Origin of the sequence: Tatumella sp. JGM130, from assembly GCF_018257525.1 — a bacterium.
Lineage (GTDB): Bacteria > Pseudomonadota > Gammaproteobacteria > Enterobacterales > Enterobacteriaceae > Tatumella > Tatumella punctata.
Genome location: NZ_JAERJS010000005.1, coordinates 120,145 through 135,158 on the forward strand (window position 1 = coordinate 120,145; position 15,014 = coordinate 135,158).

General features: G+C 50.1%; 15 protein-coding genes. 13 read left to right on the plus strand and 2 right to left on the minus strand.

Translation table 11 applies throughout. The annotated features are described in order from the left end of the window. Positions 1 to 190 precede the first annotated feature (190 nt). Positions 191 to 754, plus strand: coding sequence for an ADP compounds hydrolase NudE (gene nudE / locus JK211_RS04025; protein ID WP_212707385.1), 564 nt, complete (start codon positions 191 to 193; stop codon positions 752 to 754). Between the two features lie 54 nt (positions 755 to 808). Here nudE and mrcA read toward each other — a convergent pair whose 3' ends face one another. Further along, positions 809 to 3,361: a peptidoglycan glycosyltransferase/peptidoglycan DD-transpeptidase MrcA gene (gene mrcA, locus JK211_RS04030; protein WP_212707386.1), complete on the minus strand. Its 2,553-nt coding sequence runs from the start codon at positions 3,359 to 3,361 to the stop codon at positions 809 to 811. A gap of 118 nt (positions 3,362 to 3,479) precedes the next feature. On the opposite strand from mrcA, the gene JK211_RS04035 reads away from it, so the two are divergent. The 12 genes from JK211_RS04035 to trpS all read left to right on the plus strand — a co-directional run bounded on the left by JK211_RS04035 (position 3,480) and on the right by trpS (position 13,475). Continuing rightward, complete coding sequence (locus JK211_RS04035; RefSeq protein WP_212707387.1) at positions 3,480 to 4,313, plus strand: pilus assembly protein; 834 nt, start codon at positions 3,480 to 3,482, stop codon at positions 4,311 to 4,313. Beyond that, positions 4,310 to 4,873, plus strand: coding sequence for a PilN domain-containing protein (locus JK211_RS17000; RefSeq protein ID WP_212707388.1), 564 nt, complete (start codon positions 4,310 to 4,312; stop codon positions 4,871 to 4,873). The genes JK211_RS04035 and JK211_RS17000 overlap by 4 nt, the downstream gene beginning before the upstream one ends. Continuing rightward, on the plus strand, positions 4,866 to 5,354 hold the full coding sequence (locus JK211_RS04045) for a hypothetical protein (RefSeq protein WP_212707389.1): 489 nt from the start codon (positions 4,866 to 4,868) through the stop codon (positions 5,352 to 5,354). Before JK211_RS17000 ends, JK211_RS04045 begins: the two co-directional genes overlap by 8 nt. Beyond that, the gene (locus JK211_RS04050) at positions 5,347 to 5,697 is read left to right on the plus strand and encodes a HofP DNA utilization family protein (protein ID WP_212707390.1); all 351 of its coding nucleotides are present in this window, start codon (positions 5,347 to 5,349) and stop codon (positions 5,695 to 5,697) included. Before JK211_RS04045 ends, JK211_RS04050 begins: the two co-directional genes overlap by 8 nt. Next, complete coding sequence (pilQ, locus tag JK211_RS04055; protein WP_212707391.1) at positions 5,687 to 6,922, plus strand: type IV pilus secretin PilQ; 1,236 nt, start codon at positions 5,687 to 5,689, stop codon at positions 6,920 to 6,922. Before JK211_RS04050 ends, pilQ begins: the two co-directional genes overlap by 11 nt. A gap of 359 nt (positions 6,923 to 7,281) precedes the next feature. Further along, positions 7,282 to 7,803, plus strand: a complete 522-nt coding sequence (gene aroK / locus JK211_RS04060) for a shikimate kinase AroK (protein ID WP_212707392.1) — start codon at positions 7,282 to 7,284, stop codon at positions 7,801 to 7,803. A gap of 39 nt (positions 7,804 to 7,842) precedes the next feature. Then, the gene (gene aroB, locus JK211_RS04065) at positions 7,843 to 8,931 is read left to right on the plus strand and encodes a 3-dehydroquinate synthase (RefSeq protein WP_212707393.1); all 1,089 of its coding nucleotides are present in this window, start codon (positions 7,843 to 7,845) and stop codon (positions 8,929 to 8,931) included. A 72-nt stretch (positions 8,932 to 9,003) separates the two neighbouring features. Next, positions 9,004 to 10,128 (plus strand): SPOR domain-containing protein, encoded by a 1,125-nt coding sequence (locus JK211_RS04070; protein ID WP_212707394.1) that lies wholly within the window; start codon positions 9,004 to 9,006, stop codon positions 10,126 to 10,128. A 97-nt stretch (positions 10,129 to 10,225) separates the two neighbouring features. Further along, positions 10,226 to 11,038, plus strand: a complete 813-nt coding sequence (gene dam / locus JK211_RS04075; protein ID WP_212707395.1) for an adenine-specific DNA-methyltransferase — start codon at positions 10,226 to 10,228, stop codon at positions 11,036 to 11,038. A gap of 63 nt (positions 11,039 to 11,101) precedes the next feature. Continuing rightward, positions 11,102 to 11,785 (plus strand): ribulose-phosphate 3-epimerase, encoded by a 684-nt coding sequence (gene rpe / locus JK211_RS04080; protein WP_212707396.1) that lies wholly within the window; start codon positions 11,102 to 11,104, stop codon positions 11,783 to 11,785. Next, the gene (locus tag JK211_RS04085) at positions 11,769 to 12,446 is read left to right on the plus strand and encodes a phosphoglycolate phosphatase (RefSeq protein ID WP_212707397.1); all 678 of its coding nucleotides are present in this window, start codon (positions 11,769 to 11,771) and stop codon (positions 12,444 to 12,446) included. The genes rpe and JK211_RS04085 overlap by 17 nt, the downstream gene beginning before the upstream one ends. An 18-nt stretch (positions 12,447 to 12,464) precedes the next feature. Further along, positions 12,465 to 13,475, plus strand: coding sequence for a tryptophan--tRNA ligase (gene trpS, locus JK211_RS04090; protein ID WP_212707398.1), 1,011 nt, complete (start codon positions 12,465 to 12,467; stop codon positions 13,473 to 13,475). Positions 13,476 to 13,576: 101 nt separating this feature from the next. Here the strand turns inward: trpS and tsgA are convergent, their stop codons facing one another. Continuing rightward, entirely contained in the window at positions 13,577 to 14,761 is a 1,185-nt protein-coding gene (gene tsgA, locus JK211_RS04095; RefSeq protein WP_212707399.1) for an MFS transporter TsgA, read from the minus strand. Between the last annotated feature and the right edge of the window lie 253 nt (positions 14,762 to 15,014).

Here is a 15,014-nt window from a genome sequence, read left to right on the forward strand (position 1 = left end):
CTCTCAGTGTATCGGTTAATTCTGATTGTGTTGTGCGCTTTTTCAGGGATGGTGTTGGCGAAAATAATGCCTTAGCCAGTGCCTGTTGTGAAGAGTTAACACCGGGATATTTGAGCTTAACAGGGCAGCTGTGGTTCAATAGCAGCTAATAATATACGCGTTCATTACGACGCTCTTTTCGAGGTTATCAATGGGTTCCCTGAAAAAACCGGAAATTTTAAATGTCAGTGAGGTTGCCCGTTCCCGGCTGTTTACGATTCAGGAAGTCAGTCTGGAATTCAGTAACGGAGAGCGACGGGTCTATGAACGGATGAAGCCGAACGGCAGAGAAGCAGTCATGATCCTTGCTCTCGACGGGGATTCGGTTCTGCTGATTGAAGAGTATGCAGTCGGACTTGAAAGTTATGAACTGGGCTTCCCTAAAGGATTAATTGATCCCGGGGAAACACCGTTGCAGGCGGCACAGCGCGAGCTTAAGGAAGAGGTGGGTTTTGGTGCCGGAAAGACAGAGCTGCTGGCGAGCCTGACGATGGCCCCTTCCTACTTTTCCAGCCGTATGAATATTATTGTTGCACAGGACCTCTACCCTGAAAAGCTGGCAGGGGATGAACCTGAGCCACTTGTTGTCCATCGCTGGCCGGTGGATGATTTGCTTGCCTTGCTGGATAAAGAACAGTTTAGTGAGGCCCGTAATATCAGCGCACTGTTTTTATTACGTGAATGGCTGCTGAAACAGAGCACTGGCGCGGAATAACCCTCAAATCTGACAAAAAGCCGGCAGTGCCGGCTTTTTGTTGCTCAGTGAACCTCAGAACAGGTCATGGCTCTGGCCATTATCCATAATAGTCGGGCTGCTATCGCTGACTGAATATTCCGTCGGCTCGGTACCGGTAATAAAATATTCCTGGCGACTGTTACTTCCGCCTTTAGATAACTTACCGGTACTGCGATCGATAGTGACTGTCGTAATTCCCTCCGGCGGTATCAGTGGTTGCAGGGCAACACCGTCCAGAGCGACTTTCATATAATCATCCCACGCCGGCTGGGCTGTTTTGGCTCCGCCCTCATAGCCGGAAGCCTGATCTTTTATCACGCCGGACAAGGTACTGCGGCCCAGGTCTCTGCGGGCATCATCGAAACCGATCCAGACGGATGTCGCAATGTCCGGACCATAACCGGAAAACCATGCATCTTTAGAACTATTGGTGGTTCCGGTTTTGCCGCCGATATCATTACGTTTCAGGTCTCTCCCTGCACGCCAGCCAGTTCCTTGCCAGCCCGGTTCGCCGAAGATATTTGAGTTCATTGCACTTTTAATCAGGAAAGATAGCTGAGTACTGATGACATGGGGTGCGTATTGTTGATCGGTAGCCGGCTGACCGGGAGCCTGCTCAAGATCGGTCTGCGGCGGTGCCGGTTCCGTGACCGGAGTTTCATCCGGCCGGGCCACGTTCTCGATACTGTCTTCATTCAGTGCCGCAGATTTCGGTGTATCACCATAAATCACCGGGATATTACACTGCGGGCAGGCAATTTTGGGTTTTTCCTCAAATACGGTAGCCCCCGATGGATCTTCGATTCGCTGGATAAACCAGGGATCAATCAGGAAGCCGCCATTGGTTAAGGTTGCATACCCACGGACGACCTGCATCGGGGTGAAAGATGCCGCACCTAACGCCAGTGATTCGGTGCGCACAATATTCTGTGCCGGGAATCCGAGACGTTGCAGATACTGCACTGCATAGTCTACGCCCATCGCCCGCATTGCTCTGACCATCACCACGTTTTTCGACAGACCCAGGCCTTCACGTAAGCGGATAGGCCCGTCATAGGTATTTGGCGAATTATGGGGGCGCCAGTCAGTGCCGGCACCGGCATCCCAGCGGGAAATCGGTACATCGTTTAACATGGTTGCCAGTGTCAGCCCTTTATCCAGAGCAGCGGTATAAAGGAGAGGTTTAATATTAGAACCTACCTGGCGTAATGCCTGAGTGGCCCGGTTAAACATACTCTGGCTGAAGTCAAAACCACCGACCAGTGCTATGACAGCCCCGGTTTTAGAGTTCAGAGAAACTAACGCCGAGTTAACTTCCGGAACCTGTGCCAGTAACCACTGGCTGTTATCCTGACGTACCCAAATCTGTTGTCCGGCCTGGAGAACCTGGCTGACCGAACGTGGTACCGGGCCCTGCACAGTGTCTGACCGAAAAGGTCTCGCCCAGCGTACTGCAGCAAGGTCGAGGGATAGCCTGTTACCGCCTTTTATCACCACGCTGGCAGCAGTGCTGTCAGCAGAGGTGACTACCGCAGGGATCAGGGGACCGTAAACCGGCAGGCTGTTCAGCTCGTCATTGATCTTTGAAGGTGCCCAGGCCTGCTCCTGAGGTTTCCACAATACTTTTTGTGGTCCGCGATAGCCGTGGCGCATATCATAATCAATCACATTCTTCCGGACGGCATCCTGGGCCGCGGTCTGTAACCGGCGGGTGATAGTGGTGTATACCTTGAAGCCATCAGTATACGCATTATCCCCGTAGCGTTTAATCATTTCCTGACGCACCATTTCGGTAATATACGGTGCGGTAAAAACCACTTCCGGACCATGATAGCTGGCATCAATTTTCTGCTGACGGGCGTCATCATATTGCTGGCGGGTAATATAGTTCTGGTCCAGCATACGGGACAGAACAACGTTACGGCGTGCCAGAGCTCGCTCAGGGGAATAGAGCGGGTTAAACGTGGAAGGGGCTTTCGGCAATCCGGCAATCATTGCCATCTCACTCAATGTCAGCTGGTCAACATTTTTGCCGAAGTACACCTGCGCTGCCGCACCCACACCATAAGCCCTGTAGCCGAGATAAATTTTATTCAGATACAACTCAAGAATTTCATCTTTACTGAGCAGCTGTTCGATACGGATAGCGAGGAACGCTTCTTTGATTTTCCTCATCAGCGTTTTTTCCGGGGTGAGGAAAAAGTTCCGTGCTAATTGCTGGGTAATAGTACTGGCACCCTGGCTGGCATGGCCGGAGACCAGCGCAATACTCGCGGCGCGGAAAACGCCGACAGGATCAACCCCGTGGTGCTCATAAAAACGACTGTCTTCGGTCGCGATGAACGCTTTTACCATCTCCGGCGGGATCTGATTAAGTTTTAACGGCACACGGCGTTTTTCGCCAAATTGTGCGATGAGGTCGCCGTCAGCACTGTACACCTGCATGGGTGTCTGCAGGCGAACGTCTTTCAGCGTGTTAACGTCGGGTAACTGAGGCTCTATATATTTATATAAGCCATAAACCGAGCCCACGCCCAGTAGCACGCAACACACTGCCAAAATGAATAAATACTTTAAGAACTTCACCTGAAATTTCCCGCTATAGGTCAACCGGACAGTTTATAAACAATCGGCGCGTAGTATAAAGGCTGTCGGAATGGTTTGATACGTCATTTTACGCACAGACACAATGGAGGTGTCCTGGATGAAGGCAAATTACTGGCATATCGGGCTTGATATTCAGCCCGGGCAGGTTACCGCCCTCGGGGTTCAGCCGCGACGTAATGGCTGGCAACTACGCCACTGGTGGCAGCAACCTGTTCCCTGTCAGGATAGCAATCAGGATATGAATGGCCCCCGGACCGTGCTGGTCCGGTTATTAGAGCGCTGGCGCAGATTACTGCCGCGAAAGTTCTCATTACGTGTAGGGTTACCGCCACACCTGGTATTACAGCGGCAGCTGGATGTTCCGTCGGCTGTTGCCTGCGAACCTGTGCTGGGGAGTTATATCAGGGCGGCCGCAGGGCGGTTATTTCCTGAAGGCAGCGGCCCGTTAGCGATAGATTATCAGCCGGCTGTCCTGCAGTCTGACAGTGTCAGTATTACGGTAGCCAGTCAGACAGTTATTGAACAATGGCAAAATATTTTCTATCGGGCCGGACTCAGCCCTGATGTTTTTGAACTAATGCATGGCAGTCTTGCGGTCGCCCTGAGTATGCAGGGTTCCGGTCATGACCGGATCCTTGTCCATGAAAGCGATACATTCTGGCTATGGGCCTGCTATCGTCAGGGTAAGCTGCAACATGGCTGGCAGTTTCGGCAGCAGTGTCCCGATGCTGAATTCATATGTACGCAGCAATGCCCTGAGGCAGAGGCTCGTTTTTTTTGTGGCAGTCAGCTTCCGCCACGGGTCCCCGCCGGATTTCGTCTTTTTTCGCCTTTCCCTGCCATTGTGTATCGCCAGCCGCCGTTACCGGCAGAAGAAAGCAGTTTTACGTTAGCTGCCGGGCTGGCACTGCGTCAGGACGATCGTCTGTGATCCGGGTAAATTTATTACCATGGCGGGAAGCTGTATTGCAACGCAGGAAGCAGCAATGGCTGACCCGTGCTCTGTTAATGCTGGTTGTCCTTCTGACGGTCAATAGTGCCCTGTGGTTATCTCTGACACAGTCCGGGAAACAGACCGCGGTATGGGTTGCCCAGCAGAAAAAATTACAGGCACTGACCAGTCGCCTGCTGGCAGAGCAACAACAGTTATCTCAGCAGTTAGTTGACCGACAGCAACAGGATGAAGCCCGTCAGGCACTGGCCGACAGACTGGATAACTGGCGCCGTTTCTGGGTGAAGTTACCGGCCCTGATGCCTTTATCTCTGTGGCTGATATCGGTAGCACAGGAACTGACGACACTGACGTTTCGTGGCCAGGCGGATACCCTCTCCAGCCTGATGTTGTTTACAAGAAACCTCCGGCGACAAGCATTCTTCACCCGGGTCGATATTCAGGAAATGCAGGGGACAGGGCAGGGGGATTACCGTTTTACCCTCAGGGCCTATCTGGCGGTAAGCATGCAACTGTACGGGGGATGGGCAGATGACTGAATGGGCAACTGGCATGCTTTATCGGCCGCATTATCAGCAATGGGGCCTGTTTCTCCTGACCTCCGCGTGTGGTCTGCTATTTTCTGCACTGCTGCTGATTCTTCCGGAATGGCAGCGCTGGCAGCGCAGTGAACAACAGTATCTGCGTCAGGACAACTTTCTCCGACAGCAACAGGAACAATTATCCCGTTTACTGCCAGCGGAGCAGTTACGTGACCAGTTACTGATTCGACGAAACACACAACAGCAGAAAACAGGGATTGCCCTGGAAGAAATACTGGCAGGCAACGAGATAACCCTCAGACGCTGGCGTAATACAGAGTCACCGGCAGAGATACAATTGCAGCTTGACTGGCCGCAAGTTGCGGTCTTTTTCAGACAGATGAGGATATTACAGCCCTCTCTGTTACCGATCCGGTTTGGTCTTGAATACCGGGAAGAGGGGCTGGAAATGGTGATGTGGTTAAATCCTGATGAATAATATTCATTATTACTCGCTGATGTTTTTTTGCTGCTTTTACGTATCAGGAGCGGCCCGCAACCCTTTTCAGCCACCCGATATCAGTCTCCAGTGCCGCCTGCCGGACAGGGGGGAACCACAATGGCGCTTACAGGGGACAGTACTGCAACAGGATAAACAAGCAGCCCGGCTTTCACATCCCTCACAGGGCTATTACTTGTTGTTCGCCGGACAGTACTTACCGGGAACGTTATGGCAGGTTGAACAGATAACGCGGGGCCGTGTGATATTACGCAATACGGGTGAATGCCAGACCCCTTTATGGCTACTGACAATGGCCACTGGTCATGCCCATGAACGCTAAACTGCTGTGTTTTTTGCTCTCTGTTGCAGCGACTGGCAGTGTCACTGCAAACCCTGTGACCGTGGATTTTGAGGATACACCGGTAGCACAAATATTTTATCACCTCGCCGAGTTCCGGCAGGCTAACCTGGTGATCGCTCCCGGGGTGAGCGGAAGCTTAACTGTCAGATTACGCGACGTTGAATGGCCGCAGGCAGTAGCGCTGGTGGCAGAAATGGCGGGGGTGACCGCCCGGTGTAAACAAAATATTTTACGTATATCTCCACGCTCCGGAGATGAGAAAACCGGACATCCGCCACTGGATTCAGTTGAAGCAGCATTACCTCTGGAAACCCGCCGTTTTGTACTGCGCTATACGGATGTTAATCAGGTCAGGTCATTGTTGCTTAAGGAGAACGCTGGCCCTCTGACTCCCCGGGGACGAATCTCTCTGAATAGCAGAGCAAATATGTTAATTATCCGCGATACCGGCCCGGCGCTGGTCAGCATTGCGCAGTGGATAACCCTGTTCGATATACCCGTCCCGCAGGTAGAAATTACGGCCCATATCGTGACTATCAGTGAAGAGCAGTTACGTGAACTGGGTGTCGGCTGGGGACTGGGTGGTGTTTCATCGGTGAATGATATTCTGGCATCGCCGTCGCTGGATATACCGTTAAGTGTTGAGTCGGCTTTCTTCTCTGCGGGAATGACGCTGGCCAGAATCAATGGTCAGTTGCTGAATCTTGAACTGAGCGCACTTGAGCAGGAAAACCAGATTGAGATCATCGCCAGCCCGCGTCTGATAACCTCACATGGTAATGTGGCCTCCATAAAACAGGGGACAGAAATCCCTTATATTGTCTCGCAGGGCAGAAATGAAAACGCGACCGTGGAATTTAAAGAAGCGGTACTGGGGATGCAGATTACACCGGAAGTGCTGGGAGAAGGCAATGTCAGGCTGACCATCCGGCTGAGCCAGAATGTCCCGGGCAAGGCCCTGCAAAAAGGCAATAATGTGCCTCTGAGTATTGATAAGCAGGAAATTGAGACCAAAGTCACTATTCAGGACGGACAGACGGTAGCACTTGGCGGGATCTTTCAGCAACAGACGAATAACCAGCAGAACAAAGTCCCGGTTATCGGGGAATTACCCGCGATTGGCCGTCTTTTCCGGCAGGATGTCAGCCAGCAGACGAAGCGGGAACTGGTGATATTTATCACCCCCAGATTGGTATTTCCCTGATTATTCCCTGTAATTATCCCCACAGCAGGGAACAACGTTGACGCAGCGTAATATTTAGCATAAAAGATTAGCGATTTTGTAAACCTGTATGTAGTTATCCGGGACCAGATAAAGTATCAGGTTATCTTTGTTGTCTGCAGCAATGTTGTTGTAAAAATGAACAAAAGATACGATTTAATATCGCTCCGGAGGAGAAAGCTTCGCCGGAAATCATTTATTTGGTTGCCAAACGACCCATAGTGTTGAGATAATTTTTTGTCTGACTCTTATTAACGCTTATGAGGTCTCAGTTTCTGTCCCGCCTGTCAGCAAGGCTGAACGCGGGGTATCATCAACGAATTCTTAGTAATACCGATAAAATGGCAGAGAAACGAAATATCTTTCTGGTTGGGCCTATGGGTGCCGGCAAAAGCACTATTGGTCGTCAGTTAGCTCAGCAACTCAATATGGAATTTTATGATTCCGATCAGGAAATTGAGCGACGTACCGGAGCTGATGTTGGCTGGGTATTTGATGTAGAAGGCGAAGATGGTTTTCGTGATCGTGAAGAAAAAATCATCAACGAGCTGACTGAAAAACAAGGCATTGTTCTTGCGACGGGGGGGGGCTCAGTAAAATCACGTGAAACCCGCAATCGTCTTTCCGCCCGTGGTGTGGTTGTGTATCTGGAAACGACAATAGAAAAGCAACTGGCACGTACACAGCGTGACAAACGACGTCCTTTACTTCAGGTTGATTCTCCTCCGCGGGAAGTGCTGGAAGAACTGGCGGGTGAGCGAAATCCGCTGTATGAAGAAATTGCAGATGTGACCATTCGAACTGATGAGCAAAGTGCTAAAGTGGTCGCGAACCAGATTATTCATATGCTGGAAAGTAATTAATTTATCTTAAGCAGACTAAGTTGCAGGGTATCGATCATTATGGAGCAGATCACGGTCTCACTTGAAGAACGTAGTTATCCGATAAGAATAGCTGCAGGTTTGTTTGATGATCCTGCCTCATACTGGCCGCTGGGTGCCGGAAATCCTGTAATGGTGGTGACCAATGATACATTGGCACCGCTGTATCTGGATGCTGTGACTGAAAAACTATCAGCTGCAGGCGTTTTAGTTGACCAGGTTATATTGCCTGACGGTGAACAGTATAAAACGCTGACTGTCCTTGAACAAATATTCACCGCATTACTTGAAAAACCTCATGGCCGTGATACCACCCTGATCGCTCTCGGCGGCGGTGTAATTGGCGACATGACGGGTTTTGCTGCGGCCTGCTATCAGCGTGGTGTCCGCTTTATTCAAATACCCACCACCTTACTCTCACAGGTAGATTCCTCTGTCGGGGGAAAAACAGCGGTAAACCATCCGCTGGGTAAAAATATGATCGGCGCGTTTTATCAGCCTGCCTCGGTCATCATTGATACTGATTGTCTGAAAACGCTGCCCCCGCGTGAACTTTCGTCCGGACTGGCAGAAGTGATTAAATACGGTATCATTCTGGATAATGATTTTTTCGTATGGCTGGAAAACCATATGGAAGCATTAGTTGCTCTGGATGAAAAAGCACTGGCGCAGTGTATTCGTCGTTGCTGTGAGCTTAAAGCCCGGGTTGTGGCTGCCGATGAGCGTGAGTCCGGTGTCCGGGCCCTGCTTAATCTGGGGCATACCTTCGGTCATGCGATTGAAGCACATATGGGCTATGGCAACTGGCTGCACGGCGAAGCGGTGTCTGCCGGTATAGTGATGGCGGCCAGGACCGCTGAATATATCAATGGTTTCAGCCCTGATGATACTCAACGTATTATTAAGTTACTGGAGCGTGCCGGTTTGCCGGTGCACGGACCGCGGGAAATGACCGCCAGCCAGTATCTGCCGCATATGATGCGGGATAAAAAGGTATTAGCCGGTGAACTTCGTCTGGTTCTGCCTCGTAATATCGGGCAGTCAGAAGTGAGAGGCGATATTTCTCATGATATTGTTACCAGGGCAATCAATGATTGTCTGCCCGGCTGATAATACGGCATACAGTGTTCCCGCGGCACGAAAAGGCAGCGAGAGATCAATGGTTAAGTATGAGGTGGTTTAATGGATGAGTTTCAACCGGAAGATGAGTTAAAGCCTGACGCCAGTGATCGTCCTGCTGCGCGAAACCGTAAACCCTCTGCAGGGCCGAAATTACCGGTATCTAAGCAACATATTATGATTGCCGTCGGGATTCTGGTGCTGTTACTGTTGATCCTCGGTATTGGTTCTGCACTGAAATCACCCTCCGGACATGCACCTGCTGCCCCGGCCAGCTCATCCGGCAGTGCTGGTAAAGATATTGATCTTTCAGGTACCTCTGCCATGAGCGGGCAGTCTGCCCCGGCGTCTGCTGCCGCGACAGAGACACCCTCAGATACTGAGACACCTGCCAATAATGCCTCCGCCGGAAGTAACACTATTGCTATGCCCGCTATCTCGTCGACGCTATCTCAGGCAGCGGCAGGGACGGCTCCGGCTGATCAGCAGCGTATTACGGTGGCTGGCGGTATAAACAGTGCGCTGAATAATACACAGGTACCGGCAGAGTCCGCGGCGGCTACAACATCTTTGCCGTTGACTCCTGCCACGCTTGACCGCAGTGGAAAACTGGCCAATCCCATACCGGCGACTGGTCAGACAGGTAACCTGAACGCTCCGGCCAATAAGCCGTCAGTCGTTCACCGGACTCCGCAAAACAGCGCCAGCCAGGCGAATGAACGTAAAACAGTCGCCGCTGAACGTGAGCGTCAACGGGAAAATAGTCGCAGTGCAGAACGGCGTCGTACAGAAGAACAACGCCGGGCGGTACAACAGCGTCAGGCAGCTGAACAGAAAAAAACGGCCCCCCCCGTCGCATCAGCCACGGTGAGGAAGCATGAACCTGTCCCGCCAGTAACCCGTGCCGCAGACCCTGCCCGCCAGTTACCTGCCGGTCAATATACCCTGCAACTCAGTGGTGCAACCCATGAAGCTGCTCTGAATACATGGGCTAAACAGCAACAGCTGGGCAGTTACCATATTTACCAGACGCAACGTAACGGGCAGCCATGGTTTGTATTGGTCAGCGGTTCTTATGCAACCCCGGCAGAAGCAAAACGTGCTATCAGTGCGCTTCCTGACGCTGTACGGGCAAAAAGTCCATGGGTTAAACCCGTGAGTCAGGTCAAAAAAGAGGCCGGAAAGTGATAATCATCGGGGCTGCTGCCGGCAGCCCCATTTATAAGCGCAGATCTGCTGTCGGTTTATCCACAGCCATCAATGAAAAAATCTCTATTACGACAGCATGAAAAAACACCGCGCTTTCCTGAAGTGGGCAGGGGGTAAATACCACCTGCTGGATGACATTCGTCGATGCTTACCCGAAGGGGACTGTTTAGTTGAACCTTTTGTAGGTGCCGGCTCTGTCTTTCTGAATACTGACTATCAGAATTATCAACTGGCTGATATTAATAGCGATTTAATTAATCTCTACAATATTATTAAGACCAACAGTACCTCGTTTATTGCAGATGCCCGCCGGTTATTTATGGCAGAGGAAAATAAATCAGAGGCTTACTATGCCCATCGGGTAGAGTTTAACCTGAGCCGTGATGCCTACCACCGTGCATTGTTATTTTTATATCTTAACCGCCATGGTTATAACGGTCTTTGTCGTTATAACCTGCGTGGTGAATTCAATGTACCTTTCGGCCGTTATCAGAAACCCTATTTTCCTGAAGCCGAGCTGTTGTGGTTCGCAGAGCGTGCCCAGAAGGCTACTTTCGTCTGTCAGTCTTATGGCCCTACGATGCGGGAAGCCAGCAGTGGCTGTGTGGTGTATTGTGATCCCCCGTATGCACCGTTGTCAGCAACAGCTAATTTTACTGCCTACCATACCAACAGTTTCAGCCTGCATGAGCAGATCCATCTGGCGGAGCTTGCCGAAGAACTGGCAAAAGAAAGATCAGTACCTGTGCTAATCTCTAATCATGATACGGAGCTGACTCAGCAATGGTATAACGCGGCGGTAAAGCATATCGTTAAAGCAAGACGATCCATTAGCCGCAATGTGAACGGTCGCACCAAAGTCAACGAAATACTGGCCCTTTATCGTTAAACTGACCATAAACAGCGGCATTGTTCAGGGAATTACGCTGAATAATATTATCGGGAGAATCAGATGAAAGACTACTTGATAGCACCATCAATATTGTCGGCAGATTTTGCCCGACTGGGTGAAGATACGGCAAAAGTACTGGCCGCCGGCGGAGATGTTGTCCATTTTGACGTGATGGATAACCACTACGTCCCTAACCTGACGATGGGGCCGATGGTGCTGAAAGCCCTGCGGGATTACGGTATTTCTGCGCCGATTGATGTTCATTTAATGGTTTCTCCTGTGGATAGTCTGATCCCGCAATTCGCTAATGCCGGTGCCAGCTATATCACCTTTCACCCGGAAGCCACTTTACACGTTGATCGTACTCTGCAACTGATTAAAGAGCATGGCTGCAAAGCCGGACTGGTATTTAATCCTGCCACCCCCCTGAGTTACCTTGATTATGTGATGGACAAACTTGATGTGATCCTGCTGATGTCGGTTAACCCGGGTTTTGGCGGTCAGAGCTTTCTGCCTTCGACATTGAATAAGCTCCGTGAGGTACGCCAGCGTATCGACCACAGTGGTTTTGATATCCGTCTTGAGGTTGATGGCGGGGTAAAAGTTGATAATATCGGGCAGATCGCCGCTGCAGGTGCGGATATGTTTGTTGCCGGCTCGGCGATTTTCGGTCACCCAGATTATAAGAAAATTATTGATGATATGCGCAGAGCACTGGAGACAGCTAATGGCTCATTTCACTAATATTCGTGCGCTGGCCTTTGACCTGGACGGAACCCTGACAGACAGTGCCCCCGGACTGGCTGCCGCTGTCGATATGGCATTACAGCAGATGACGCTGCTAGAGGCCGGTGTCGCCCGGGTCTCCACCTGGATAGGTAACGGGGCAGATATCATGATGCAGCGTGCGTTGACTTATGCCCTGCAGCGGGCACCTGCGCCTTATGAGGCTGCACAGGCGCGCCAGCTGTTTGATAAGTTCTATGCACAGACGGCAGAGCAAGGCAGTGCGTTATTTCCCGGTGTGAAACAGACACTGCAAATACTTTGTCAGCAGAATATGCCAATGGCGATAGTGACCAACAAACCTACACCCTTTGTAGCCCCTTTACTTAAATCACTGGGTATTGATCAGTTCTTCTCGCTGGTGATTGGCGGTGATGATGTCACAGCCAAAAAACCGCATCCGGCAGCTGTCTATCTGGTACTGGGTAAGCTGGGACTGACCGCCGGTGAGTTACTGTTTATTGGTGATTCGCGTAATGATATCCGTGCGGCGAAGTCTGCGGGAGTACCATGTGCAGGGCTGAGCTACGGATATAACTATGGCGAGCCAATTGCAGACAGTCACCCGGATTGTGTGCTGGATAGCTTTGACCAACTTCTGCCCGCACTTGGGCTGTAATAAATCAGGATAAAATTTATGAGTAAACCCATTGTTTTTAGTGGCGCGCAGCCTTCAGGTGAACTAACCATTGGTAATTACATGGGGGCACTTCGTCAATGGGTACAGATGCAGGATGATTACCACTGTATTTATTGTATTGTTGACCAGCATGCGATTACTGTCCGTCAGGATCCGCAAGCACTGCATAAAGCGACACTGGATACTCTGGCCCTGTATCTGGCCTGTGGTATTGACCCTGAAAAATCGACCATCTTTGTACAGTCACATGTGCCGGAGCATGCACAGCTTTCATGGCTGCTGAACTGCTACACCTATTTCGGTGAGCTGAGCCGTATGACCCAGTTTAAAGATAAGTCGTCACGTTATGCTGAAAATATTAATGCCGGTCTGTTTGATTATCCGGTATTGATGGCGGCAGATATTCTGCTGTATCAGACTAACCAGGTACCGGTCGGGGAAGATCAGAAACAACATCTGGAACTGAGTCGCGATATTGCACAGCGTTTTAACTCTCTTTATGGTGATATTTTCCGGGTTCCTGAGCCTTTTATTCCTAAGTCCGGTGCGAGGGTGATGTCGCTGCTGGAACCGACGAAAAAAATGTCTAAATCCGATGATAACCGTAATAATGTGATTGGATTACTGGAAGATCCTAAAGCGGTTGTGAAAAAGATTAAACGTGCAGTGACTGACTCTGACGAGCCACCGGTAGTCCGTTATGACATTAAAAATAAGGCCGGAGTATCTAACCTGCTGGATATTCTGTCGGGTGTGACCGGACAAACCGTCAGCGAGCTGGAACAGGAATTCAGCGGTAAAATGTACGGACATCTGAAAGGTGCCGTTGCCGACGCTGTTTCCGGGATGCTGGCAGAGTTACAACAACGCTTTGAACACTTCCGCAATGATGAACAGTTACTGAACCGGATCATGAAAGAAGGTGCAGATAAAGCCAGCAGCAGAGCACGTGAGACACTGGATAAAGTTTACCAGGCGGTAGGTTTTGTCGCCCGGCCTAAAGGCTGAAAATAAGCCAGAGCCAGTGCAGGGACCATCAGCAGATGGTCCTTTTTTATTTCTCAGAAAAAACGCCGGTTAGCCGGCGTTTTTTGCTGAATAATCACGGATTACTCTTTAACCGGCGCGATATTGTTCAGACGATGTTTGCTGACAAAACCCAGCAACAGACACAGGATAAATACCACCCCGTATAAGCCATTGGCGGTCATCAGTGCCGCATGTGGTCCGCTGTGTTCTACTATCGGGCTGGTCACGACAAATGTCAGCATGGTACCGATAGTCCCGCAGGTCAGAATAAAGTTAACCAGTTTCGGTGATGACACGCGGGTCTGCTGTGAACCCAGAGTAATGATGGTGGTGTAAATTGCACTGGAAAAGAAACCTAAAATCATAATGATAATATGCAGCATTGCGACAGTTTCTGTATGAGTAAACCAGTACATTAGTGCAGTGGCCAGGGCAGTGATAACCACGAGGATTTTTTGCAGATCAACGAAGCGCAGTACCACACTGAATACCCACATACCGACCATATAGGCAGTCCAGAAATTACCGACCAGCTGTCCCGCATCAGAAATCTGTACCCCCAGATTCTTGGTGGCATATTCCGGAACCCAGGAAATAAAGCCCAGCTGACCGAGGATATAACACAGTGCCGCCAGTGCCAGCAGGAAAACACCACTGCCCCATTTCTCTCTTTCTGCCTGCTGTTGGTGGCTTTTTTTCGTCAGCACCGGAAATTCAACCATTAAGGTCAGAATAAAGATAGCCACATAAATCAGACCGATACAGCAGTACACCCAATACCATGGCAGTTGTCTGGCCAGCAGAACCCCTGCAATAATCGGGAACAGGGTTCCGGCCATACTGAAGAAAGAGTCAGTAAACAACAGGCGTGAACCACGCTGACGACCCTGGTAAAGGTGGGTAATCAGGAAGGTACCGATAGACATAGTAATTCCGCTGACCACCCCCAGTACAAACATGCATACCGAGAACATAGCGATACTGTGGCCGGTGACTAATCCGCCAATCGCCAGTAGCATTAATATAAACCCGAAGATTAACTGGCGTTTTAACGGAATAATTTCCATCAGCCAGGCATTAAGGAAGATAGCAACCAGAATCCCTGTATTAAGAAAAGTAAAAGTATTACTCATGCTTGATACGGGAACATTAAAGTACTGGGCAATATTATCCATGACCATCCCGGTCACAATTACTAATGCGCCGGTCAGGGCATAGGAAAAAAAGCTGATCCAGGTCAGGCCAGTCAGATTGGTCTTTGTCATTGTTAGAGACCCTAGTAAGAAGAAAGGTGAGAATTATCCCATGGGATTATAGAGTGAACCGTGATCCTGATAAATAATCAATGAAACATCATTTTCTTATTTCATCAATAATATGATCTTATTCACATATTTTTATACCGGTAATGATCTTTTCCTGCGGCCAGCAGATGGTCTGCAGGTAAATATCTGGTTCTCCTGCTGTGATCTCTCTACAATTAGCTTCGTTTTCCGTGTGGTTTATTCAATCAGGGAG

Excerpts from the sequence above, each read along its gene's own strand:
- nudE (WP_212707385.1), top strand. The coding sequence starts at position 191 with ATGGGTTCCCTGAAAAAACCGGAAATTTTAAATGTCAGTGAGGTTGCC.
- JK211_RS04035 (WP_212707387.1), top strand. The coding sequence starts at position 3,480 with ATGAAGGCAAATTACTGGCATATCGGGCTTGATATTCAGCCCGGGCAG.
- JK211_RS04045 (WP_212707389.1), top strand. The coding sequence starts at position 4,866 with ATGACTGAATGGGCAACTGGCATGCTTTATCGGCCGCATTATCAGCAA.
- JK211_RS04050 (WP_212707390.1), top strand. The coding sequence starts at position 5,347 with ATGAATAATATTCATTATTACTCGCTGATGTTTTTTTGCTGCTTTTAC.
- pilQ (WP_212707391.1), top strand. The coding sequence starts at position 5,687 with ATGAACGCTAAACTGCTGTGTTTTTTGCTCTCTGTTGCAGCGACTGGC.
- aroK (WP_212707392.1), top strand. The coding sequence starts at position 7,282 with ATGGCAGAGAAACGAAATATCTTTCTGGTTGGGCCTATGGGTGCCGGC.
- aroB (WP_212707393.1), top strand. The coding sequence starts at position 7,843 with ATGGAGCAGATCACGGTCTCACTTGAAGAACGTAGTTATCCGATAAGA.
- JK211_RS04070 (WP_212707394.1), top strand. The coding sequence starts at position 9,004 with ATGGATGAGTTTCAACCGGAAGATGAGTTAAAGCCTGACGCCAGTGAT.
- dam (WP_212707395.1), top strand. The coding sequence starts at position 10,226 with ATGAAAAAACACCGCGCTTTCCTGAAGTGGGCAGGGGGTAAATACCAC.
- rpe (WP_212707396.1), top strand. The coding sequence starts at position 11,102 with ATGAAAGACTACTTGATAGCACCATCAATATTGTCGGCAGATTTTGCC.
- JK211_RS04085 (WP_212707397.1), top strand. The coding sequence starts at position 11,769 with ATGGCTCATTTCACTAATATTCGTGCGCTGGCCTTTGACCTGGACGGA.
- trpS (WP_212707398.1), top strand. The coding sequence starts at position 12,465 with ATGAGTAAACCCATTGTTTTTAGTGGCGCGCAGCCTTCAGGTGAACTA.
- tsgA (WP_212707399.1), bottom strand. The coding sequence starts at position 14,761 with ATGACAAAGACCAATCTGACTGGCCTGACCTGGATCAGCTTTTTTTCC.